This window comes from Paradesertivirga mongoliensis (genome assembly GCF_024436395.1).
Lineage (GTDB): Bacteria > Bacteroidota > Bacteroidia > Sphingobacteriales > Sphingobacteriaceae > Paradesertivirga > Paradesertivirga mongoliensis.
Genome location: NZ_JAFMZO010000002.1, coordinates 990,262 through 1,014,006, shown reverse-complemented (window position 1 = coordinate 1,014,006; position 23,745 = coordinate 990,262). Strand labels below are relative to the sequence as shown.

At 42.6% G+C, this 23,745-nt stretch carries 19 protein-coding genes; 9 read left to right on the top strand and 10 right to left on the bottom strand.

Annotation, left to right across the window (positions count from 1 at the left end; translation table 11 throughout):
- Nucleotides 1-12: 12 nt before the first annotated feature.
- Together J3P43_RS10540 and J3P43_RS10535 are read right to left on the bottom strand one after the other, a co-directional pair.
- On the bottom strand, nucleotides 13-765 hold the full coding sequence (locus J3P43_RS10540) for an ABC transporter ATP-binding protein (RefSeq protein WP_255901992.1): 753 nt from the start codon (nucleotides 763-765) through the stop codon (nucleotides 13-15).
- Nucleotides 762-1,496: an MlaE family ABC transporter permease gene (locus J3P43_RS10535; RefSeq protein ID WP_255901990.1), complete on the bottom strand. Its 735-nt coding sequence runs from the start codon at nucleotides 1,494-1,496 to the stop codon at nucleotides 762-764. Before J3P43_RS10535 ends, J3P43_RS10540 begins: the two co-directional genes overlap by 4 nt.
- Before the next feature lie 58 nt (nucleotides 1,497-1,554).
- Here J3P43_RS10535 and J3P43_RS10530 point away from each other — a divergent pair, with 58 nt between their 5' ends.
- The 4 genes from J3P43_RS10530 to ispG all read left to right on the top strand — a co-directional run bounded on the left by J3P43_RS10530 (nucleotide 1,555) and on the right by ispG (nucleotide 5,901).
- Nucleotides 1,555-2,256, top strand: coding sequence for an SDR family oxidoreductase (locus tag J3P43_RS10530; RefSeq protein WP_255901989.1), 702 nt, complete (start codon nucleotides 1,555-1,557; stop codon nucleotides 2,254-2,256).
- 8 nt (nucleotides 2,257-2,264) lie between these two features.
- Nucleotides 2,265-2,879, top strand: a complete 615-nt coding sequence (locus tag J3P43_RS10525) for a PspC domain-containing protein (protein WP_255901988.1) — start codon at nucleotides 2,265-2,267, stop codon at nucleotides 2,877-2,879.
- A gap of 3 nt (nucleotides 2,880-2,882) precedes the next feature.
- Entirely contained in the window at nucleotides 2,883-3,812 is a 930-nt protein-coding gene (locus tag J3P43_RS10520; RefSeq protein WP_255901987.1) for a toast rack family protein, read from the top strand.
- Nucleotides 3,813-3,888: 76 nt separating this feature from the next.
- Nucleotides 3,889-5,901, top strand: a complete 2,013-nt coding sequence (gene ispG, locus J3P43_RS10515) for a (E)-4-hydroxy-3-methylbut-2-enyl-diphosphate synthase (protein WP_255901985.1) — start codon at nucleotides 3,889-3,891, stop codon at nucleotides 5,899-5,901.
- 141 nt (nucleotides 5,902-6,042) lie between these two features.
- Here ispG and J3P43_RS10510 read toward each other — a convergent pair whose 3' ends face one another.
- Nucleotides 6,043-7,002, bottom strand: a complete 960-nt coding sequence (locus J3P43_RS10510; protein WP_255901984.1) for a transketolase family protein — start codon at nucleotides 7,000-7,002, stop codon at nucleotides 6,043-6,045.
- Between the two features lie 160 nt (nucleotides 7,003-7,162).
- On the bottom strand, nucleotides 7,163-8,008 hold the full coding sequence (locus J3P43_RS10505; RefSeq protein ID WP_255901983.1) for a transketolase: 846 nt from the start codon (nucleotides 8,006-8,008) through the stop codon (nucleotides 7,163-7,165).
- A 197-nt stretch (nucleotides 8,009-8,205) separates the two neighbouring features.
- On the opposite strand from J3P43_RS10505, the gene J3P43_RS10500 reads away from it, so the two are divergent.
- From J3P43_RS10500 to J3P43_RS10485, 4 genes are read left to right on the top strand one after another with little or no spacing between them, the layout of a single operon-like run.
- A complete protein-coding gene (locus J3P43_RS10500) occupies nucleotides 8,206-10,269 on the top strand; it encodes a phage tail-like protein (RefSeq protein ID WP_255901982.1) in 2,064 nt (687 codons plus the stop codon).
- On the top strand, nucleotides 10,269-11,516 hold the full coding sequence (locus J3P43_RS10495) for a T9SS type B sorting domain-containing protein (protein ID WP_255901981.1): 1,248 nt from the start codon (nucleotides 10,269-10,271) through the stop codon (nucleotides 11,514-11,516). The genes J3P43_RS10500 and J3P43_RS10495 overlap by 1 nt, the downstream gene beginning before the upstream one ends.
- Before the next feature lies 1 nt (nucleotide 11,517).
- Nucleotides 11,518-12,489 carry a PorP/SprF family type IX secretion system membrane protein gene (locus tag J3P43_RS10490; protein WP_255901980.1) on the top strand — a complete coding sequence of 324 codons (972 nt, stop codon included), beginning with the start codon at nucleotides 11,518-11,520 and terminating at the stop codon, nucleotides 12,487-12,489.
- A 14-nt stretch (nucleotides 12,490-12,503) separates the two neighbouring features.
- A complete protein-coding gene (locus J3P43_RS10485) occupies nucleotides 12,504-14,489 on the top strand; it encodes an OmpA family protein (protein WP_255901979.1) in 1,986 nt (661 codons plus the stop codon).
- Between the two features lie 102 nt (nucleotides 14,490-14,591).
- On the opposite strand, the gene bcp is transcribed toward J3P43_RS10485, so the two are convergent.
- Genes bcp through J3P43_RS10465 form a run of 4 tightly spaced genes read right to left on the bottom strand, consistent with a single transcriptional unit; the run spans nucleotide 14,592 to nucleotide 17,955 of the window.
- The gene (gene bcp, locus J3P43_RS10480) at nucleotides 14,592-15,056 is read right to left on the bottom strand and encodes a thioredoxin-dependent thiol peroxidase (protein ID WP_255901977.1); all 465 of its coding nucleotides are present in this window, start codon (nucleotides 15,054-15,056) and stop codon (nucleotides 14,592-14,594) included.
- 4 nt (nucleotides 15,057-15,060) lie between these two features.
- Nucleotides 15,061-16,785 (bottom strand): M23 family metallopeptidase, encoded by a 1,725-nt coding sequence (locus J3P43_RS10475; protein ID WP_255901975.1) that lies wholly within the window; start codon nucleotides 16,783-16,785, stop codon nucleotides 15,061-15,063.
- A complete protein-coding gene (locus J3P43_RS10470) occupies nucleotides 16,772-17,383 on the bottom strand; it encodes a fumarylacetoacetate hydrolase family protein (RefSeq protein WP_255901973.1) in 612 nt (203 codons plus the stop codon). Before J3P43_RS10470 ends, J3P43_RS10475 begins: the two co-directional genes overlap by 14 nt.
- Nucleotides 17,384-17,415: 32 nt before the next feature.
- A complete protein-coding gene (locus J3P43_RS10465) occupies nucleotides 17,416-17,955 on the bottom strand; it encodes a T9SS type A sorting domain-containing protein (RefSeq protein WP_255901970.1) in 540 nt (179 codons plus the stop codon).
- Nucleotides 17,956-18,141: 186 nt separating this feature from the next.
- Between J3P43_RS10465 and J3P43_RS10460 the strand changes: the two genes are divergently transcribed.
- A complete protein-coding gene (locus J3P43_RS10460; RefSeq protein ID WP_255901968.1) occupies nucleotides 18,142-20,106 on the top strand; it encodes a KUP/HAK/KT family potassium transporter in 1,965 nt (654 codons plus the stop codon).
- A gap of 80 nt (nucleotides 20,107-20,186) precedes the next feature.
- Here the strand turns inward: J3P43_RS10460 and J3P43_RS10455 are convergent, their stop codons facing one another.
- Nucleotides 20,187-21,917 (bottom strand): APC family permease, encoded by a 1,731-nt coding sequence (locus tag J3P43_RS10455; protein ID WP_255901965.1) that lies wholly within the window; start codon nucleotides 21,915-21,917, stop codon nucleotides 20,187-20,189.
- Nucleotides 21,918-21,996: 79 nt separating this feature from the next.
- A complete protein-coding gene (locus J3P43_RS10450) occupies nucleotides 21,997-23,703 on the bottom strand; it encodes a M3 family oligoendopeptidase (RefSeq protein WP_255901962.1) in 1,707 nt (568 codons plus the stop codon).
- Nucleotides 23,704-23,745 lie beyond the last annotated feature (42 nt).

Sequence of the window (23,745 nt, the reverse complement as noted above, 5' to 3'; positions counted from 1 at the left end):
CCTTTCAGGCGATTATAGTTTTTCTCTTGCAGCCTGTGTGAACTTACTGGCAAATACAAAGTCGTTGAGGTTTTTATTGTCGCTGTGTGCGATTTCTTTGTTCGAGCCTTCCCATTCTTTTTGACCTTCGTAAAGAAAAATAATACTTTCTCCAATCCCCATTACCGAGTTCATGTCGTGGGTAACCACTACCGTGACAATTTGATACTCCTCGGTAATTTCGTTGATTAAATCATCGATTACGATCGAGGTTTTAGGGTCCAGTCCAGAGTTAGGTTCATCAACAAAAAGGTACTTGGGTTGCATGGAGATCGCCCGGGCAATTCCTACACGTTTTTTCATACCTCCTGATAATTCGGCAGGGTAGAGTTTGTTTTTCCCTTCGAGGTTAACCCGTTCCAGGCAAAAGTTCACCCTTTTAAGTTTTTCGCGGCGTGGTTGATCAGTAAACATATTCAGCGGGAACATGATGTTTTCTTCCACGGTCATCGAGTCGAACAAAGCCGAGCTTTGAAAAAGCATGCCTATTTCCTTCCGTATTTCGATCCGCTCTTTAAAATTCAGTCGGGTAAAATCCCTGCCATCATACAACACCGAACCTTGATCGGGTTCGTGAAGCCCGACCATACACTTTAACAAAGTGGTTTTTCCCGAACCGGAACCACCGATAATAAGATTGTTGTCCCCCGCTTCGAATTTGGCTGAAATACCTTTCAGTACGTAATTTTCTCCAAAGGTTTTATGGATGTCTTTTATTTCTATCATAGTAGTAATTGGGCCACCAGGTAATCAGCGAATAAGATCGAAATACAACTAACTACCACGGCTCTGGTACTTGAAATACCCACTTCTAAGGCGCCTCCCGAGGTGTAAAATCCCTGATATGCAGATACTGAAGTGATGATAAAGGCGAACAGTACTGATTTTACCATACAAACAGTGATAGTAAAGGGAATAAATCCGGTGGTAAGTCCGAGAACAAAGTCGTTTGCACTCACCGCGCCTGAGAGTGTGCCTGCTATATAACCTCCGGTTATGCTGAGAGCGACAGACACGATGACCAATAGCGGGATCATAATTACCGCACCAACAATTTTAGGTAAGATCAAATATCCAGGCGAGTTAATTCCCATAATCTCTAAAGCATCAATCTGCTCAGTTACACGCATGGTTCCTATTTGCGACGAGATACTTGAGCCAACTTTTCCTGCCAGTACAATCGCAGAAATAGTAGGGCTAAGCTCCAAAATTGTCGAGTCGCGTACAATAGAGCCAATAATGGATTTTGGTATCAGATCACTCACTAATTGGAATGCTGTTTGAACGGTAGTTACCATCCCAAGAAAAATAGATATAATTGCAATGATTCCTACAGAGCCAACGCCTATAGAGTTCATTTCGTGAAATATTTCTCTACGATAAATGTTCCATTTTTCGGGTCTGCGGAAGACCGCTTTTAATAATAAGATATATTTACCAAGAGGATAAAAAATCATAAACTATTTTCGGACTAAATTAAGGCTTTTTGGCCTAATACTTTAAATTTAATTAAGCATGAACGCAGTAATTACCGGAGCGACAAAAGGGATGGGGAGAGCCATCGCAATTAAACTGGCCGAAGCCGGATATAACCTCGCCATTTGTTCAAGAGATCAATCAGAGATTGATTCTTTTTGCCATGAGCTAACATCAAAATACCCTTCCGTACAGGCTATCGGTTTAAGTACAGACTGCGCAGATCCTTCGCAGGTGAAAGCGTTTGCGAATTTTGTACAACAACGCATAGAGAAAGTGGATGTTTTGATAAATAACGTCGGGATCTTCAATCCGGGGTCGGTGATAGATGAAGATGAGTCAAATCTGGACCTCCAACTTCAGGTGAACTTAAAAACAGCTTACACCTTATCTCACATTTTTGGCCGGCAAATGCGCCAGAATAAAAGCGGTTACATCATTAATATATGTTCTATAGCAGCCATAAACCCGGTAAGCGAGGCCGGAGCCTATACTGTAACAAAGTTTGCGCTCTATGGTCTAACAAAGGTGTTAAGATTAGAACTTATGCATCATAATGTGAAAGTAACGGCAATTCTTCCGGGTTCAACACTTACCCATTCATGGGAGGGAACAACGATTCCGAAGGAAAAGTTTATTGCTGCCGCAGATGTCGCAAACGCAGTGATGTATTGCCTGAATTCTAGTGAGGGGTCTAACCCTGAGGAGATAATTATCAGCCCCTTATCGGGACAAATTTAAATACCATGATGGAAAGAAAATTAGAACGGAACCAGCAAAATAAAATGATCGCAGGAGTAGCTTCCGGCTTGGCAGATTATTTTGAAACAGACGCGAATTTGATGAGGGTTTTGTTTATTTGCGCGGCTGTGTTTGGATTTTCTGGCATATTAATCTATATCATTCTTTGGATTGCTGTGCCCGAGAAGCCATTTTTTCAAAACTTTCAGGGCTTTGAGAAGGATTATAAGTCCGGCTCTATTTTTGATGCCACCTACAACTCCACCGAAAGTTCCTCCGGCCCGGCAGAAACGCCTAAGGAAAGTCCATATAACGCTTACACACGAGCTACTACTCCTCCACCATTGTCCGTGAGAAAACAAAGTGATTCGGGGCGAATCCTGGCTGGATTATGCCTCATTGCAGTGGGAGCATACTTCATGCTGGCCGAACTGAATGTTATCCCCCACTGGTTTTCTATATTTAAATTATGGCCGGTTATTCTGATCGTACTGGGTTTCGTTATTATAGCGAAATCAGGTAAAAAGAAACCGCTAGAAAAGCCCCCGGTGATGAACTGGGATAGTCCGAAGGATTCGGAAAGTACTAAAGCAGATGTTGATGATAAACCCTTATCCCCATAATTGATGAAGACCGAAAAAATTACCTGGGGGCTTGTCCTCATTTTTGTAGGCAGTATTATTTTACTTCAAAACCTTGAGGTGATTGACTTTAACTGGCATGTTATTTTTCGTTTCTGGCCGGTAGTGTTAATCCTGATCGGTGCCAACCTGCTTTTTTCAAGAGGCGACGGGGCTGCGGCTGCTGTGGTGTCTTTGGTTTTGACAATTGCCGTCCTTGGATTTATCACCCACCAGGGCATTACCACAAAAGAAGAAGAAGCCTACAACTGGTCGGAGGACGAAGGCCATCATGGTAGGGAGGACCGTTCAAAGGTCTTTACCGAACCTTATAATGACACCATCGCGAGAGCTGTATTGAACATATCGGGAGGAGCCATGCAATATGTTCTGAAAGATTCCACGGGCAATCTCTTTGAGGCGGATGTGAGTGGCAATGCAGCGAATTATACCATGTTTAGGACCTCACAGGATAGTGTGGAAACACTCAGTTTCAAGATGAAAGGTGATTCGGACTGGAACCTGAATAACCGGAAGAATAACAAAGCGGTTATTAAATTAAATGCAAATCCTGTCTGGGATATTAACGTCGAAATGGGCGCTGGCTCTACAAAATTCGACCTGCGGCCGTTCAAAGTTAATTCCGTCCATATTGAGGGCGGTGCAGCATCGTTCCAGCTTAAGCTGGGCCAGCCGGTGCAGACCACCAATGTGTTTGTAGAAACAGGCGTATCGAAGATAGAAATCGCACTGCCAGAGTCTGCTGCGTGTAAAATCAATATTGAATCGGGTTTGTCGACCAGTGATTTTAAAGGTTTTGAAAAGCAGGTTGACGGATCTTTTACTACAAAAAACTTTGCGGACGCCCCTAAATCAATTGTTTTGAATCTCGAAGGAGGTTTGTCCAAGTTCAAAGTAATCCGGTATCCCGACTAATTCGAGTCCTCAGCATGTAATTCCAGGCAACTGTTCTGAGTGCATTTTTGTATTTTTGTACCAGATAATTTAATCTATGGTTCCAGAAACGAATGCAGCGCTGACCGGTAAATATTGTAACTCACTTACTGAATATTCACGTTTTATAACCAGGGAAGTCACTATTGGCAATATCCCGGTAGGCGCTAATAATCCCATTCGAATTCAAAGTATGACTACCACCGATACTATGGACACCATAGGTACGGTCGAACAAACTATCCGGATGGTAAATGCAGGCTGTGAATATGTTCGTATCACCGCTCCGAGCATTAAAGAAGCACAAAATCTTGCCGAAATAAAAAAGGAATTACGCTTTCGCGGATACGATGTTCCTTTAATTGCTGATATACATTTTACTCCAAATGCAGCTGAAGTTGCAGCGCGTATCGTCGAAAAGGTTCGTGTTAACCCGGGAAATTACGCTGATAAAAAGCGGTTTGATCAATTAGAATATACCCCATCAGAATATCAGGCAGAGCTCGAGAGGATCTATCAAAAATTTGCCCCGCTGGTAAAAATTTGTAAAGAGTATGGTACCGCCATGCGTATTGGGACAAATCACGGCTCGCTTTCAGATCGCATCATGAGTTATTATGGCGATACCCCTCAAGGCATGGTAGAATCGGCCATGGAGTTTATGCGTATGTGCGAGGCTCTGAATTACTACAACCTGGTAATTTCTATGAAATCGAGCAATCCGCAAGTAATGGTTCAGGCTTATCGTTTGCTGGTAGAAACGATGCAAAAGGAGGGAATGAACTATCCACTGCATTTGGGCGTTACAGAGGCGGGAGATGGTGAAGACGGCCGAATCAAGTCGGCAGTAGGAATAGGGACGCTATTAGAGGATGGTTTAGGAGATACTATACGGGTATCGTTAACAGAAGAACCAGAGTTTGAAGCTCCCGTTGCCATTGCACTTGCAAACCGATATCACGAGAGAGCCAAAAAGTCTGCTTCCTCTCATTTGAGTCCTGTTTCAATCGGCAGGGGAACACATAGCCCTTATGAGTTTCAGAAGAGGCACACGGCGGAATTAAACACTTTTATTGGCGGCCATCAGGTGCCCCGGGTGGTGGTTGATCTATCAGATAAAAATCTCAAGGATCCCAATATACTGGCCGACGCGGGTTATTTGTATTCCGCATTGTTAGATAAATACAATATGGGCGAACAGTCGGTCGATTTCGTTTATCTTGCCGATCAATTGCCTTCTTTTTCGATGCCGGGTAATCTGAAGCAATTGTATGATTATCCTACCTGGAGGAATCTGGAGCATAAATATAACTGTCACCCTCTATATACGCTGCGCGAATTTGTAGAAGCAGATCGAAAAGATACTGCCCTGAATCTTGTCAGATTATCGAATGCAGATTTGCAAACGGAGCTGTTCAGTGCCCTGCAGGTCGACAAAACTATGGTTTTCGTTCTGGAAACAACTGAAGAACATGGTATGGCCGATCAGCGGCAGTTTTTCTTTTTCTTAAATGAAGCAGGTATTGATGTTCCCGTGATTATCAGGCGGAGTTATTCGGGTAGTGATCTGCCAAACAAGCTGGAGAATTCTGTGGGTATAGAGTCGCAGTTCCAATTATTTGCTGCCAGCGATGCCGGGGCATTATTGATAGATGGCTTTGGCGATGGGTTATGGTTGGAGGCTCCGTTGATTGCTACCCGGACCATTGTCAGCACATCTTTTGGGATTTTACAAGCTACCCGTTCGAGAATCTCGAAAACGGAATATATCTCATGTCCGAGCTGCGGTCGTACTCTGTTTGACCTGCAGGAAACAACCCAATTAATAAGAAGTCGGACAAGCCATTTAAAAGGGGTGAAGATCGCCATTATGGGTTGCATCGTAAATGGGCCGGGTGAAATGGCAGATGCGGATTATGGCTATGTGGGAACTGGTCCGGGCAAAATCACGCTTTACAGAGGAAAGGAAGTCGTGAAAAAAAGTGTAAATACCGAATATGCCCTGGATGAGTTGATTAATATTATTCGTGAAGATGGGGTGTGGATAGACCCTGCGAAGGAAGGGGTATAAAGTGTTAATCGCTTGGAGATAAAAGCAAGACCTATAAGGTTTCCAAAGCCTTATAGGTCTAAATATTTGTAATTAGCTTATCTAAAATGCGAAGAGCTCCTTCCGCGTTCGAAAAGAGCTCTTCTTGTACTGTAAGGAATTTTATTTATTCTTTCTAGCGATCACTTTTTGAACCGCTTTAATAATGTTCTCACTATCCAGTCCGTATTTTGTCATTAACTCAGCCGGTTTTCCGCTTTCACCAAATGAGTCATCTACGGCCACATATTCCTGAGGTAATGGATCATTTTTAACAAGCACCTGAGCAACGCTGTCGCCTAAACCACCCAAGCGGTTGTGCTCTTCGCAGGTTACCACACATCTGGTTTTAGCTACCGATTTTAAGATAGCAGCTTCATCCAATGGTTTAATAGTGTGGATATTGATGATTTCGGCATCGATTCCCATCTCTGCTAATTTTTCTCCGGCAAGAATGGCTTCCCAAACCAGGTGTCCGGTAGCGAAAATACTGACGTCTTTACCTTCGTTTACCATCCAGGCTTTTCCTATTTCGAATTTCTGATCAGGATCTGTGAAGATCGGGACTACCGGACGCCCGAAACGCAGGTATACTGGTCCGTGATGATCGGCAATGGCGATGGTTGCAGCTTTGGTCTGGTTGTAATCGCAAGGATTAATAACAGTCATTCCGGGAAGCATTTTCATCAAACCAATATCTTCCAGAATCTGGTGCGTCGCACCGTCCTCACCTAAAGTAAGACCGGCGTGTGAAGCACAGATCTTTACATTTTTATCAGAATAGGCAATCGACTGGCGGATCTGGTCGTAAACCCGGCCGGTAGAGAAGTTAGCGAAAGTACCGGTGAAAGGTATTTTTCCACCAATGGTCATACCGGCTGCAATGCCCATCATATTCGCCTCGGCAATACCGATCTGAAAGAAACGTTCAGGAAACTCTTTAATAAAAGCTTCCATTTTTAGTGAACCTACTAAGTCGGCACAAAGAGCCACTACATTCTCATTTTTCTTTCCTGCTTCAAGCAATCCGGCTCCAAAGCCAGAACGGGTATCCTTCTTTTCTGTAAAAGAGTATTTTTTCATCAGAATATTTTTTTTTATCGGCTATGAAGCTTGCATGAGCTTATTCATTTCAGTTTGTGAGCGGAAAGCTCATGCAGGTTTCATTTATATCTTACAATAATGCTCCCCCTGAGGAAGCCTTGTTTTTTGCATCATCCATTCCCCTTCAGGGGATAGGGGGTTAATAATCCTGCATGTCACAAACAAGCTGATCTAAAGCTTGCTGCAATTGCTCATCATTGGGAGCAACACCATGCCATTTGTGAGAGCCCATCATAAAGTCAACACCATGTCCCATATTGGTGGTCATTAAAATCATGATCGGTTTGCCTTTAAAGGCTCTTGATTTGGCTTCTTCCAGTCCGCGGATCACATCAGCCAGGTCGTTACCATTCATTTCCATCACATCCCAGCCAAAAGCTTCCCATTTCGCTTTAAGATTTCCCAGGGAAAGTACTTTTTCGGTAGGGCCGTCAATCTGCTGACCGTTATAGTCGATAGTAGAGATCAGATTATCCACCTTGTTATGTGGGGCGAACATGGCCGCTTCCCATATCTGGCCTTCCTGTAATTCGCCGTCACCATGCAACGTGAACACCAAAGAAGAATCGTTATTGAGTTTTTTAGTCAGAGCAGCGCCAATAGCAACCGATAAACCCTGTCCGAGAGAACCTGAAGCAATACGAATGCCCGGAAGCCCTTCGTGAGTAGTTGGGTGACCCTGTAATCTGGAATCAAGTTTACGGAAGGTGGCCAGTTCGCTTACATCAAAATATCCTGAGCGGGCAAGGACGCTGTAAAAGACGGGGGAAATATGTCCGTTCGATAGAAAGAACAGGTCTTCATTCGTTCCATCCATATTAAAATCAGTTTTGTGATTCATAATATGGAAGTAGAGGGCAACCAAAAAGTCGGTGCATCCTAAAGAGCCGCCCGGGTGGCCGGACTGGCACTGGTGAACCATTCTCACGATATCGCGTCGGACTTGTTTGGCTACGGTAGTTAGTTTATTTAAATCAGCAGTCATAACATTTTTTAATTCGGCAAAAGTAAGTATTAATGTCAAATGCTTAGCCTCCCGAAATATAATTTATTAACAATTAATGTTGATAAGTGCAACCTTGTATTCTTATCGTTCGTAGAAGTGGTGTTTTGTAGTATTTGAAAAGGTTTAATAGACAAGAAAAAGAAGTTTAACGCATCTTATATAAAAATAAAATGAATATGGGAATATCTCTACCCACTCCGTCTTCCAAAGCAACAAATAAAGGAGTTCTTAAATGCTGCTTTGCCCTGGCTTTTAGCTTGACTGTTTCATTGACTGCCCTGGCGCAAGCGCCGAGCGGGTCGGTTGGTATTGGAACTCTTGATCCTAATGATAAAGCGATTTTAGATATTACCGCTACGAATAAAGGATTGTTGATTCCGAGGTTGACAGTTGCGAATCGCGATGCGCTTTTGCAGCCCGGCCAGCTTGCTCCAAAATACAACGGGATGCTTGTTTACGTACTAGATGATAGTGTTACTCCTAATGTAAGTACATTATTTGTTTGGAAGAATGACAATTGGGTAGAGGTTGGTAGTGGTGCGGCTGGATTATCAGCGTATGAAGTTTGGAAATCACAGCAGGGCAACGCAAATAAATCGTTAACTGACTTTTTTAATGAGCTTAAAGGGGATACGGGCGATAAAGGTGCCGCTGGCGCAACATGGTACACTGAAAAAGTTGATCCTACCAGTGCGACCCCTGCAGCAGCGGTTGATGGAGATTATTATTTAAACACTGTTTCGGGAGATATATTCAAAAAAACAGCGGGAGCATGGGGAACCCGGATCGGAAATCTAATTGTAGGTAAGCCCGGAGCTGATGGAAAGAGTGTTACCGGGGTCTCGATTAATGGCGCAGGGCAATTGGTAGTAACGGTAAGTGATGGTATTACTACAAATGTTTTTACCACATCAACACCTGTAAAAGGCGCTGATGGCCAATCTGCATTGGATCTATGGAGAACGATTCCGGGAAACGAGCTAAAAGATGGTACCACCTTCTTATCTGAGTTGAAGGGGGCGAATGGATTAAGTATAAATACCGCCGCGGTGGATGCTGTAACGGGGAATCTTGCACTGACCATGTCTGACGGAACTGTAAAAAATGTCGGCGTGGTAAAAGGTACTGACGGTCTTGGGGTACAAAGTGCTGCGATAGATGCAGTAACAGGGAACCTTGCATTAACGATGACTGACGGAACTGTAAAGAATGCGGGTGTGGTAAAAGGTACTGACGGCCTCGGAGTACAAAGTGCTGCGGTAGACGCGGTAACCGGAAACCTTGCACTGACCATGACCGATGGAACTGTAAAAAACGCAGGTGTTGTAAAAGGCACCGACGGTCTTGGGGTACAAAGTGCTGCGGTAGATGCAGTAACAGGGAACCTTGCACTGACCATGACCGATGGAACTGTAAAAAATGCGGGTGTTGTAAAAGGTACTGACGGTCTCGGAGTACAAAGTGCTGCAGTAGACGCGGTAACCGGAAACCTTGCACTGACCATGACCGATGGAACTGTAAAGAATGCCGGTGTGGTAAAAGGTACTGACGGTCTCGGAGTACAAAGTGCTGCGGTAGACGCCGTAACCGGAAACCTTGCATTAACCATGACTGATGGAACTGTAAAAAACGCGGGTGTAGTTAAAGGTTCTGACGCAAAAGGTGTGACGGCTATTTCAGTTTTAAACAATGATCTAATTTCAACTGAATTTGGGCAATTAGAATTAACGTTTAACGACGGGTCTAAAGTTGCTTCTACAGCGGGCTTTTGGACGTTGGGGGGTAATCCTAATACAGCTGGAAATATTTCTCAATACCTTGGCACGTCTGATTCGAAACCACTTTTGCTTGCTACAGAAAATACCGAAAAAATGAGGATACTACCTAATGGTAGAGTTGGTATAGGAACACCAACCCCTGAAGCTTTATTACACGTAAAAGGCGACTTTAAATTAGGTAATAATGGGACAGTTCTGCAAAGCATTATCCACGAGACTGTGTCTGCTGACGTTCCGCAGATAGACCCATCAAAGGCGGTTACACAGACATTCTTGGTTTCCAATGCCCGTCTAAATGCAGCCGTGATAGTATCCCCAGAAAGTCCTTTACCAACAGGAGTTATGATTAGCTATGCTCGTGTATCCGTAGATGGAACAGTAGAAGTGAAATTTTATAATGCCACCGCTGCTGCTCTTAATCCGGTTTCAATGAATTATAGTATTGGCGTAATCAACAAATAATGAGAACCTGTCTAATAGTTAAATTGTTAGGTGCGGCTTGCTTGTTTGCTTGTAACAGCTATGCCCAATTGGTAAACAAAGGTAACGCCCTCATGCTCTCTCCGGGTAGCCTGATGTATGTTGACGCCGACTTCATAAACCAAAAAGGTATTGTTCAGAATGATGGTCAAATAGAAGTTAAAGGCGGAAACATCTTCAACAGCGATCTCCAATCAGACCTGTTCGGTTCACAGTCGAAAGGCGAAGTTATCCTCTCTGGTGGCGCGCAAATATTGAGCGGATCGCGCATCGTCTTCCCAAGTCTTACTTTAAAAGGAACAGGCGATAAAACGCTCGAAACTGATATCGATATCAATGAAAACGGCATCTTGTCATTGGGAGACAGGCAGCTAAAAGCGGAATCGTATTCTATCCATGTTCTCAACCCTGATCCGGGGGCCATTATCCCGGGAACGGGATTTATTAGCACCAATACTAAAGGCACTTTGGTTAGAAATACAAATACTGATGCCAGTTATTTGTTCCCTTTGGGAAGCTCTGCACCTAATGGCTTCACAGGCGTGGCGACTCTGTACCGACCCTTAGAGTTTAAACCTCAAGGTTCTTTGGGAAACAACAGTTTTTCCGCTTCTTTAATACCATCCGATCCGACGCTTGGCGGATATGATATCACAAAGAAGAGATACGATGTAAAAGCTGTATCTGATAAATATTACTATATCCTAAGTCAAAAAGGCGGTACGTCGAAATTCGATGTTACATTCTACCAAAACTCAAGTCACGAGACCGGGAGTACACAACTGGTAAGCTGGGGCAACTACTTGCAATGGGAAAAAGCGGCTCCGTCAACCACCACTCCCGGCGACTATAATGATGATTTAAATGGAAGTAAATTGAACACCAGTATAAAATTCAGTTCAAATCAGGTGTTTCACAACACACCATTTACATTTAGTTCTGAAGCTGGCGGCGTTAATCCATTCACCTTCTTCAATGCATTTTCGCCTGATGGTGATAACAGGAACGACACCTGGACTATCAACAATATTGATCTTTATCCTGATAATAAGCTTAGTATCTATAATCGCTGGGGTGATGAGGTATTTAGTGCGAAAGGTTATACCAATGAAAAAGCCTGGGATGGTGGCAATTTACAACCCGGAACCTATTATTACGTTTTAACCGCGCAAATCGAAAATCAACCTCGTGTATTTAAGGGTTTTATCACGATGATAAAAAAGAATTAATATGAAACCATACCTAACGCTCATCCTTCTATTAATACTATTTAAATCTGCAAGTTCACAACAGGATGCTCAATACAGCCAGTATATGTTTAATTCGCTGGTTATTAATCCCGCTTACGCTGGTTATCGTGAAACTCAGAATATCGGGCTATTACATCGTGATCAGTGGACTGGCTTCGACGGTGCTCCTAAAACACAAACGTTTATAGCCGACGGAGCGTTTGGAACCGATAAAAAAGTTGGTCTGGGATTATCTATTGTAAGCGATAAATCAGGATTGCAAAGACAAAATTCAGCGCACGCAAATTACGCTTACAGGCTTCCTGTTGGCGAAGATGCAAGGCTTGCTTTTGGTGTCTCGTTTGGTGTGGGACAGTATTCTTTAAATTCTTCCGATGCTCAGGTTCAGGATGAAACTGATCCTAACTTTGCTAATAAGCAAACTTATTTTGTTCCGGATGCCAGGTTTGGAATCCATTACAGCAATTCAAAATTTTATACAGGGTTTTCGGCGACTAATCTGTTTTCAAATTCTATAAATTATCAACAGGTTGGTAAAAATACCATCGCAAGGCACGGCCGCCATTATTTTCTGACCGCCGGTTACCTGTTTGATTTAAATCCAAATTTTAAATTAAAGCCTTCATTTTTATTGCGTGAAGATACTAAAGGCCCTACTAGTCTGGATGTTAACTCGTTTGTGCTGATTAAAGAATCGGTGTGGATCGGGGCTTCGTACCGCTCGGGTGTTAACTTGTGGAAAAAAAGCAGTTTGAATAGTGGTACATTTAATCAAAATTCGTTGGTAGGTGTGGTAGAAACATTTTTTCTTAAAAATCTTCGCGTTGGATACTCTTATGATTATTCCCTGGCAGATCTTGGAAATTATACCAACGGAACCCATGAAATATCATTGGGTGTAGTGTTGAATAAAAACAAGAAAAGTGCGCTGCTTACACCCCGCTACTTTTAATTTTAATGCTCTGGATGAAACACAAAAAGCTTTTACTGGCGTCTTTAGTTTGCACTATCCTTTATTTCTCTCCCAGAAATATCTTCTCTGATAATATTAAGCAGGCAAATAAGTATTATGAAACATACGATTATAAGCTTGCGCTCAATATTTATCAGAAAATAATGCAAAAAAAGCCCAGCCTGGAAGTGGCTCAGAAGCTTGCAAACTGCTATCGATTTATCAATGACAGTAAAGGAGCCGAAACCGCATACGCCAAAGTTTTAACCTTTCCGGGAGCTAACCCGATTAACTATAAATATTACGCTGACGCCCTGAAGCAAAATGGCAAATTCGAAGAAGCCAAAAAGAACTATATTTTGTGGGGTCAGAAGCAGCCGGATAAACTTGAAGAGGCCACTCGTTTAGCAAATACTACCGAAGTGGGGAGGATGTGGGCCGAAAACCCGGATCCTAATGTTCGTATTGAAAACGTTAAAACTCTGAATAGCGAAAATTCTGAATTTTCGCCTGTTAAATTCAAGGATGACTTGGTCTTTACGTCCGACAGATGGTTTGTTCAAAGCACAGACGATAAAAAGAAGGCGCCCGTATACGGTTGGACTGGAAATCCATATCTGAAAATGTATCAGGCAACTAAACAGGGAGACACCTTCAAGGCTACTTTGATGCCGGTATTGAATCAGGAGTTTCACACTGGACCTGCAATTTTTACTTCATCAGGCGACACAGTTTATTTTACCTTAACCGAAAGTCCTAAAGGAAAAAAGAAGAAAGCGGCTTTCATTACCAAAAAGATTTATACTTCACGTAAAAGCGGCGCTAATTGGTCGGTACCGGTTCCTATTTCTTTAAATAACGAGAGCTTCTCAATTCAGCATCCGGCTCTATCTCCAAACGGAGCCATACTCTATTTCGCTTCAGATATGCCGGGAGGGCGCGGAGGAATGGATATTTATGCGGCACAGCGCCAGGCAGACGGATCTTGGGGATCACCAGTGAACTGCGGATCAAATATCAACAGCTCAGAGGATGATGTTTTCCCTGTTGTTCGCCAGGATGGAAGACTTTACTTCTCATCAAAGGGGCACGTTGGCATGGGCGGATTGGACATTTTTACTTCAAAGGGAGCCTACAACGAATTTGAGCTGGCAGAAAACCTAAAGGCGCCTATCAACTCTCCAAATGATGATTTTGGAATTAATTTTACCGACGAATTAAATGGGTACCTGTCGTCTAACAGGCCGGGTGGCTTAGGGTTGGATGATATTTACAAATTCCAGATTGTGCCTCAGGAGAAACCCGTCGCGGCTTTATTCTTCGCTGTAGACGGAGAAGTGAGCGACAAATCAACTGGCACGGTGTTGAGCAATGTGGAAGTTATTTTATTGAATAAAACGACTGGTCAGCAGCAAAGCACCTTCTCTGATATTCAGGGTAAATTTCATTTTGACTTATCTCCGGAAGCCGAATACGTTATTACAGGAAATCAGGCTCAGTATTACTCAAAGCAAGAGGGAAGTATATCCACATTGGGTTTGAAAGAGTCTACTGTATTTAACGTAAAGTTTGAACTCGAGCGTTCTAAAGATACCTACATGGTTAAGCTTCAGAATATTTATTACAATTTTAACAAATGGAATATCCGGCCAGACGCAACGGTCGAACTGAATAAAGTGGTTTCATTTATGGACAATATGCCCAATATAAATATCGAGTTACGCTCACATACAGACTCGCGTGGAAAAGCTGTTTACAACAAATGGTTGTCACAAAAGCGCGCCCAGTCTGCGGTGAATTACCTCGTAAAGCAGGGCGTTGCATCTTCCAGACTGTCGGCAGTTGGTTTGGGAGAGACAGAATTATTGAATCGTTGTCGCGACGGAGTAAAATGTTCTGTCAGAGATCATCAGCTGAACAGAAGAACCGAGTTTAAAGTAGTGAAAATTAATCCGGTTGCCAGTATAACTACATCCTCCGCACCTTTCAAAAGAAAATAAGGCTTCTTGCAGATTGTAGCAAATCTGGATTTTTCGCAAGGGTATTCGGGACAAAGACGTTTCGACAGATAATACCTGATCGTCGAAACGTCTTGAGATAACTTACTTCGCCAAGAGATCTAAAACTTGCTGCGATGATGCAGCAGTATCCACTTTGTCGATGATCTTTTTGATTATACCGTTTTTATCGATAATAAAGGTTTTTCTGGCGGTTCCCATATATTTTTTCCCGTACATGTTCTTTTCGATCCAAACTCCGTAAGCTTCCACGATATTTTTGTCTGTATCGGAGATTAAAGTAAATGGCAGCTGATACTTATTGGCAAACTTCTGGTGCGAATGCTCATCATCTGTACTCACCCCAATTACCGTAAATCCCTGTTGCTGCAGAGACTGGTAGTTGTCGCGAAAGTTACAAGCTTCCGCTGTGCATCCAGGGGTATCATCCTTAGGATAAAAATATAATATCACATCCTTACCGGTGAAATCTTCCAAAGAAACAGTTTTCCCGTTTTGATCTTTAGCAGTGAACTTTGGGGCTACATCTCCCTCTTTTAATTCTGACATAATTCTATCTGTAAAAAGTTACGTTATACGTTCTAATATTCATTTTCATGTCGGTAGCAGTAAACTGAAGCAGGTGTTTACCAGCGCTTAAGCTTTCTTCAAATGTATGCCATAAAGTGGATGTTTTCGAATCGTATTCAAATAAGACCCACTGCCCGTCGATCGTGCCCCTGAAGGAACGGATTCCAGACAAATTATCCGAGAGTTTCAGGATTATCTTCGAGATGCCCGCCATCGATTTGCCATCTGATATATTTACCGGTCGGATCACAGGCTCAACATTGTCTATCCGGATGTAAAAGCTTCCAAAGGTTCTGGGGCTGGCCCTTATAAACCCATTTTCGTAAACGCCCCCGTGATAAGCACCGCGGGTATCAACCACAACAGCTTTGTCTTTAAGCTCTTCCGGCAGATTCGCATCTGGTTTAATCCAGAGGTGATAATTTTTATGTACTGGAATTGAACGGGTATGAATATGGTGTACCGCCGAATATCCATTTTGCGGACGGGCAGCAGAAGAATATTTGAAATTAATGTCGCTGTATAACACCCCGGCGGGGATGGCGATATGTATTTTATCAGTAGAATACCTGCTCGAATCGGCGTGCTTAAACCATTGCATGCCATTGGTTTCGGGTGTAGAAAGAGTTGCCTTCGGATTTCTTTTTATTCTGAAGTTTAACATGCTGGTATTGCCGATCACATCTTTAATGATGTATCGCATCTGATGAACAGAGTCGTCGTTCAAGTTTACTAAGCCTCTGTTTATGGCTTCCGGATAGATTCTAAGCGGATTGCCCGGTTCTATAAAGCTTTTCTGAATAGTTCGGCCCGAAGAGATAAGTGCGGGATAATCAATATGAGAATTGATTGCTCTGCTGTTTTCGAAGGCAAAGCGCTCGAGTGCCGATGTGTAAATCCTTGTACCGTCTAAAAAAAGTTCAATAGAATAAACGCCGTTTTTATTTCCGCCTGCGCGTTGCTGGTCGTGTGTAACGATTCCAAAGCCCACTTCGTTGTCGAAGTTTATGACAGGAGATTGATTGAGCTGGTAATTCCCATTCGAGCCACTCACCTGAAAATATTGGCTTGGCGTCTTTTCAGAAAAAGGTTGTCCGTTCAAACGATACATGTACAGCCCCGAGATAACTGGCTTTACCTTATCAGGGATATCGATGCCGAACAGCTGCGGATTAATTGTTTCTTCGGTTTTAGTATCTCTTAGTTCAAAATGCAGATGAGGTCCGCCAGAGCTTCCTGTGTTGCCAGACCATGCGATGATATCGCCCTTTTTTACGGGAATTTCGATAGGGATAAGCGGGAAGTCAACATCGTATGACTCTTTGCGATATTGAAAATCCTTAATGGTAAGTGCGATGCGATTGTTAAAGCGTTGCAAATGCGCATACACGGAAGTGTATCCGTTAGGATGATTAATGTAAACTGCATTTCCAAAACCTCCAATCTGAACCCTCAGTCTCGAGATATATCCGTCAGCAACAGCGTAAACCGGATAACCTTCACGCTGATTCGTTCTGTAATCTAGTCCGGAATGGAAATGATTTGATCTGATCTCTCCAAACGATCCGGCTAGCGAGGGCGCGAGGTCTAGCGGTGGTCTGAAATCACGAGGATATTCTCTGCTTTTAATGACTTCCTGTGAAAGGATTTGACTTGAATAAAAAAGACTTAAGGCGAGGAGTAGAATGTATTTGTTATTTAATCTCAAAATCGAGTAGTTTTTCGTTTTCAATATAACCTGTTAGTTTATCTCCAATTGCAATCTTTCCTACTCCTGCAGGCGTACCTGTGAAGATCAGATCTCCCTTTTTTAAGGTGATGTATTGAGAAATGAAAGCAATTAAATCTTCAAACGAAAAAAGAAGCTGTTTTGTGTTTCCCTGCTGTGCGGTTGTTCCGTTAATATCGAGTCTGAAATTTATATTATATATAGATTCGAAGGAATTTTTGGGTATAAAGCGGCTGATCGGCGCGGAATTATCAAAAGCTTTTGCAAGTTCCCAGGGTAAGCCTTTTTCTTTATGATTCTTTTGGATATCGCGGGCCGTGAAATCCACTCCCAGGCCAATGTCTTCAAAGTAATTTCCTGCAAAACGAGAGGCAATGTGTTTCCCCTCTTTCGAGATCTTGAGTACAATTTCTATTTCATGGTGAATGTCCTGGGAAAAGTCGGGATGATAAAATGGCTTATTATCTTTTAGAACGGCCGTGTCGGGTTTCATAAAGATGACGGGGTTTTCAGGAACCGGATTGTTTAGTTCTTTGGCGTGCTCTGCATAGTTACGCCCCACAGCAATAATCTTCATGCTGCGAAGATATTATTAAAAAAGCTGATTTTTTACAGAACTGAGATTCTCTTCACGATGGTTTCGCCACCAACGATAATCCGTACAAAGTAATAGCCGCTGTTCAGGCTTGACGAGATTGGAAAAGAATTTATTTGTTCTCCTGCGGCCAGGCGTTGAGACAAAAGCGTGGTTACTTCATTCCCCAGAATGTCCATTATCTTAATAATAACATTTGAATCTTTATTTACAAAGTAAGAAAGGTTCAGATGGTCGGCCACGGGATTTGGATAAATTTTTACGTTGCTTAAAATTTTGCTATCCGTGCTGCTCGCATTCTTAGCAATTTGTGAAGAACTTGCTGGAATAGTTCTGATAGTGGGCTTAAACGGTATAATGTTTAGTTTAACCGATTTAATTTCCGACGGTTTACCTGGACGGGTATCAGTTATCTTCGAAATGGTTCTCGATTTTTTTGCCGAGTCTGTAATTCCATCAACTCGCATCAATAAGGTAGTCCTGCTAACGAAAGCCGCGTGGGCCGACATTAATAGGAAGCTAAATAAGATGACAAGCGAGTAAAATTTTTTCATTCAGTAACTATTGATACAAATCTAAAGATAAAATATTTATAAACCTTGTTAGGCGTTCAATTATAAATCAATTTAACACTTTTTAACATCAAATAACATACCAGCGAGTGTATTGAAGGCAAGGCAAAAACACCTTTGTTTATTCTTGGTCATAATGTACATTTGTGCACATTTAGAAAAAGATAGGTGGCAAATCATAAAGACCTACATAAGCTATCCGCAGCAGGCTTGCTGGTTAGTTTGGGTATCATTTACGGCGACATTGGAACCTCCCCGTTATATGTTTTCAAAGCAATTATTGGTGAAGGAAACGAAATAAGAGCCGATGTTATTTTGGGCGGACTGTCTTGTATTTTCTGGACGCTCAGTTTACAAACTACCATAAAGTATGTCCTTATAACCCTCAGAGCAGATAACAAAGGTGAAGGTGGGATTTTCTCATTGTTATCCCTGGTTAAAAGAAAGGCTAAATGGCTTGTAATTCCCGCGATGATAGGCGGAGCCTCTTTACTGGCCGATGGCATGATCACTCCTCCGATTACTGTTTCTGCAGCAATTGAAGGATTAAGAATATACAATAGCGAGCTTCAAACTATTCCGATTGTCATTGCAATCATATCTTGTCTTTTTATCATACAGCAGTTCGGAACCTCGCTGATCGGCCGGGCGTTCGGTCCGCTTATGTTTGTATGGTTTACCATGATGGCTGTTCTCGGCATTAGTTATGTGATTTATTTTCCTGAGATTTTTAAGGCGATTAACCCTTATTACGCATACAAGATCATCGCAAATACGATCAATTTTCAAGAGGGCGAGTTTGGTGCTCTTTATATTATCGCTGCGGTATTTCTGTGTACTACAGGAGCGGAAGCGTTATATTCAGATCTGGGTCATTGTGGCCGCTCCAATATCAGAGTAAGCTGGATCTATGTAAAAAGTTGTCTTCTTCTAAACTATTTCGGACAAGGCGTTTGGTTATGGCAACACCAGGGTGATGTTCTTGAAAAAGGACTGAATCCTTTCTATCAGCTTATGCCGGAATGGTTCCTTATTATCGGGATTGCTATCGCGACGGCGGCAGCTATAGTTGCCTCACAAGCGATGATTTCCGGGTCATTTACACTAATCTCAGAGGCTGTCCGGTTAAATTTGTGGCCGAAGGTTAAGATCAATTATCCTTCTAATCAGAAGGGGCAGTTATATGTACCCTCTATTAACTGGCTGCTCTGGGTTGGTTGTGTTGTAGTGATTTTAATATTTGAAGAGTCGGCAAATATGGAAGGGGCATACGGCTTGGCCATTACTCTGACCTTTATGATGACCACTATATTGATGAGTGTGTATTTATCGCGAAAGCGATTTCCAACTTATCTCATTGTTATTTTTGCCTCTGTGTATGGATTGCTGGAGTTAATGTTTCTGGTATCTAACTTGTCAAAATTCATGCATGGTGGCTGGTTTACCTTACTGCTTTCTATTCTTTTCTTCTCTGTGATGTACGGCTGGTCATCGGCCAGAAAAATCAAGAACCGGTATGTGAAATTTGTAGAGATAGAGGACTACTTCCCCATTTTACAGGAATTGAGTGAAGATTCCACAGTTCCAAAATATGCTTCTCAACTGGTTTATTTAACCAGCGCTAATTTCAGTTCTGAGCTAGAGTCGAAAATTATCTATTCCATATTGCAGAAGCAACCTAAACGGGCGGATGTATACTGGTTGGTGCATGTTGATGTTACCGATGAGCCACATACTTTAGAATATAAAGTTGAGTTTCTTGTTCCGGGTAAGCTGATCAGAATTGACTTTAAGCTGGGTTTCCGGATTGAGCAGCGAATCAATATCTTATTCAGACTTGTGGTAGAAGAGCTCGTTAAAAAAGGCGAGGTAGATATAACAAGCCGTTATGACTCGTTGAATAAACGCCAGATAGTAGGCGATTTTCGCTTTGTTGTGCTCGAAAAGGTATTGTCTAAAGCCAATCGTTTAACTTTTAAAGAGCGCTTAATTATGGATTATTATTTTGTTCTTAAGCACCTGGCGTTATCAGAAGAACGTGGTTTTGGACTGGATCTGAGTTTTGTGACGGTAGAGAAGGTTCCGTTGGTTGTGTCGTATAACGAAAATATCCAGTTGAAGAGAACAAATTAAAAGGGGGGTGACCGGAAACAAGGTATCGGGTATGGTGAGCTTCGATTGGCACTGTCTGTCAGGTCGTCAAAGGGATAGCCTTATTTTGTCGGGATATCTGTCCTATTGAGGCGGCTGTTTTTATAGCTATAGGTAAAATAGATTATTAGGCCTATCCCGAGCCAGATTAAAAAACGTTCCCAGTTTTTGTATCCCAATTCAGTCATCAGATATAAGCAGCTTAACATCCCCAAAACGGGGATAAGCGAGAGATTTTTACGGAAACTTAGCACCGCTATAACAAGCGCCACGATCATAAACAAGAAATAGGGTAGGGTATCTTTATACTGATGCCATCCTCCCTCAAATTCGAACAAGCCGATAATTGGCGACCAAAACGTAGCCAGTGCTGCGATAAGTAAGCCGGGAACAATATATTTCGAATTAATATAAGGTATCCTGAATTTTCCCGCCGGGCGATTCTCATCTTTTTCGAGTAGCAAAACACCGCCGCAGACCAATACAAATGCAAAAAGGGTTCCGATACTGGTAAGGTCTGTTACCTCTGTCAGGTTCATAAAGAGAGCTGGTATGGCCACAACAAATCCGGTAACTATTGTGGCAAAACCGGGCGTTTGATATTTGGGATGTATTCTTGAAAACGCTTTCGGCAAAAGTCCATCACGACTCATACTCATCCAAATACGAGGCTGGCCCATTTGAAAAATAAGCAGCACACTGGCAGTTGCAATCACGGCACTTACGGAGATTAAATAGCTGATCTCGTCTAAGCCAACCCGTTTAAACACAAATGCAAGCGGATCTGCCACCTGCAATTCACTGTAATTTACCATCCCAGTTAACACAAGTGCAATCAGGATATAGAGTACCGTACAAATTATCAGCGAATAGATCATTCCTTTGGGCAAGTCTCGCTGAGGGTCTTTGCATTCTTCTGCAGTAGTAGAAATCGCATCAAAGCCGATATAGGCGAAGAAAACCCCCGAAACGCCTTTCATCACCCCCGAAAATTCATTTGGAAGAAAGGGGCTCCAGTTGGACGGAGTTACATAAAATAAGCCCACTACTATAACTCCCAGTACTACAGCTATCTTGAGTATAACCATAGTGTTGGTAGCCCGTTTTGTTTCGCGAATGCCGATGTAAACCAGGTATGTGATAAGAAAAACAATCCCAAGTGCCGGCAGATCGGCGATCAATTTTACGCCGCCTATGCCGGGAGCATTATTCCATGCATAAGCCTGATACTTCAGATGGTCTGTTATTTCGGTGATATTCCCGGAAGCGGTTAATTGCAGAAGTTTATCATTTGCCCGCATAGCCGACAAATAGTCCATGGTAAGATACGCGGGCATGTGGATATTGAACCCTTCTAACAGGTTGGTGAAATATTCACTCCATGATATGGCTACCGCGATATTCCCGATAGCATATTCCATTAACAGATCCCAGCCTATTATCCAGGCAATTAACTCACCAAAAGAGGCGTAAGCATAAGTGTATGCGCTCCCGGAAACAGGAATTCTTGAGGCAAATTCAGCGTAGCACAAAGCAGAGAAACCGCAAGTGATTGCGGTCAGGATAAATAGTATCGTTACACCGGGGCCGCCCTCAAATGCCGCCTGGCCAATAGTGGAGAAGATGCCGGCGCCAATAACAGCAGCGATTCCCATAAAAGTGAGGTCTCTTACCCCCAGAACCTTTTTTAGGTGAGTGATACCGGATTTGGCATTTTCAGTGTCGGTAAATCCCTGCTGGATGTCGGTCAGGATAGTTGAAACAGGTTTCTTACGGAAGTAATTTTTAGCCATATTTTTTATCAACTATGCCAAATATAGATCATCAGAGCTTGACTAGGCAGTATCCTGTCTTAAGCTCAGTCTCTGATCGCTATTGGTCGATTTTTTCAAGTTCGGCCTTTATAAACTTAGCGAGCTTATGAACATACTCCGAACTAAAATTAAACTCGATACCGGCAGTTTTATAAATTTCTTTTATCGTTTTGGTGTAGCCAAGCTTTAGGGCAGCCAGGTATTGTTCCAGTGCAACTTCAGGATTTGTCTTGTAGTTTTTCCAGACCGCGATCGCCCCTAACTGAGCTATACCGTACTCAATATAATAAAAAGGCACTTCAAAAATGTGCAATTGCTTTTGCCAAAGATTTTCTAAGGCTTCTTCGTATCCCCTCCAGTCGGTAAAATTATTACCAAAAGGCTCAATAATCTCTTTCCAGGCGGTTTTTCTCTGTTCCGTAGTATGTTCAGGATTGGTGTAGATCCAGTGCTGGAACTGGTCAACCACGGCTACCCAGGGAAGAGTCTTCAAAACATCCCTTAACTGATCCCTTTTCGCACGCTTTAGATCTTCTTCATTATCGAAGAAAACTTCCCATTTATCCATAGAAATCAGCTCCATGCTCATAGAAGCGAGCTCGGCAACTTCTGAAGGAAGATGCTTAAAATCGTTCAGTTCCAGATCTGCACTAATGAACGTATGCACCGCATGGCCACCCTCATGAACCATTGTGGTTAAATCGCGGAAGGTGTTCGCAGAATTCATGAATATAAATGGCGCTCCGGTTTCAGCCAGAGGATAGTTGTACCCACCCGGCGCTTTGCCTTTGCGGCTTTCTACATCAAAGAGCCCGTTTTCCTTCATGATTTCCAGTCGCTCGCCAATGTAAGGATTCAGTTCTTTGAAGCAACGAATAGATTTTTCTATCAGGTCCTGTCCGCTATTAAATGGTTTCAAGGCTGGTTTTCCGGATATATCAACATCCATATCCCATGGTTTTAATTGGGGTAAACCGAGGGCAATTCGACGTTTGTCTGCCTGTTTATGTAAAATAGGTACGATTTCCCGTTCGATTGCTGCATGGAATTTATAACAGTCGTGCGGACTGTAGTCAAACCGGCCGAGGGCCTGAAACATGTAATCGCGGAAGTTTTCAAATCCCGCGTTTAGCGCTACTTTGTGGCGCAGCTTTAGCAATTCGTTAAACAGATCATCCAATTTGTCTTTGTCTTGCAAACGACGCGCAGTGATCGCTTCCCAGGCTTTTTGACGTACGCTTCGCTGTGGGTCTTTTAAAAATACCGATGCTTGCTCAAGCGTATATTCTTTCCCGTCGAGTGTCACACTCATGGCGCCGGTAATCGAATGGTAGGTTTGCTGCTTTACCTGGATTTCGGTCAAGAGCGGAATGTTCTCTTCCCTGAAAAGTTGCAGGGCCTTTTTTACTCCGCGGATGAAAACGTAATATTTATCTTTATCAAGATTCTTGCTGAATGGATTTTCAATCAGCTTTTTATTTAAGTCGTTAGCAATCGGTGCAATTTTAGGCTCAATCTCGGTTGCAAAATATTGAAAGCTTTTTAAAAGTTCCTCGTTAGCCGTGTCGCAGGTCATGCGGATGTATCTCCATGCAAAATCCTCTTCAAGCGCCGCTTCCAACTCGCTTTTGTCTTTTAGCCAGCGCTCAAGTTCTTCAACAGAGTTGATAGGTCTGTCGCGTAGCTCCAGAAATAATGGCTCAAGGTTTTCCCAGTTGATTTCAAGGTTCTCAGGAACAAATATTCTTGGCTTTTTACTAATCATGATTTAGTGTTTATCCTGCTAAGTTAAAATCTCAACAGGTTG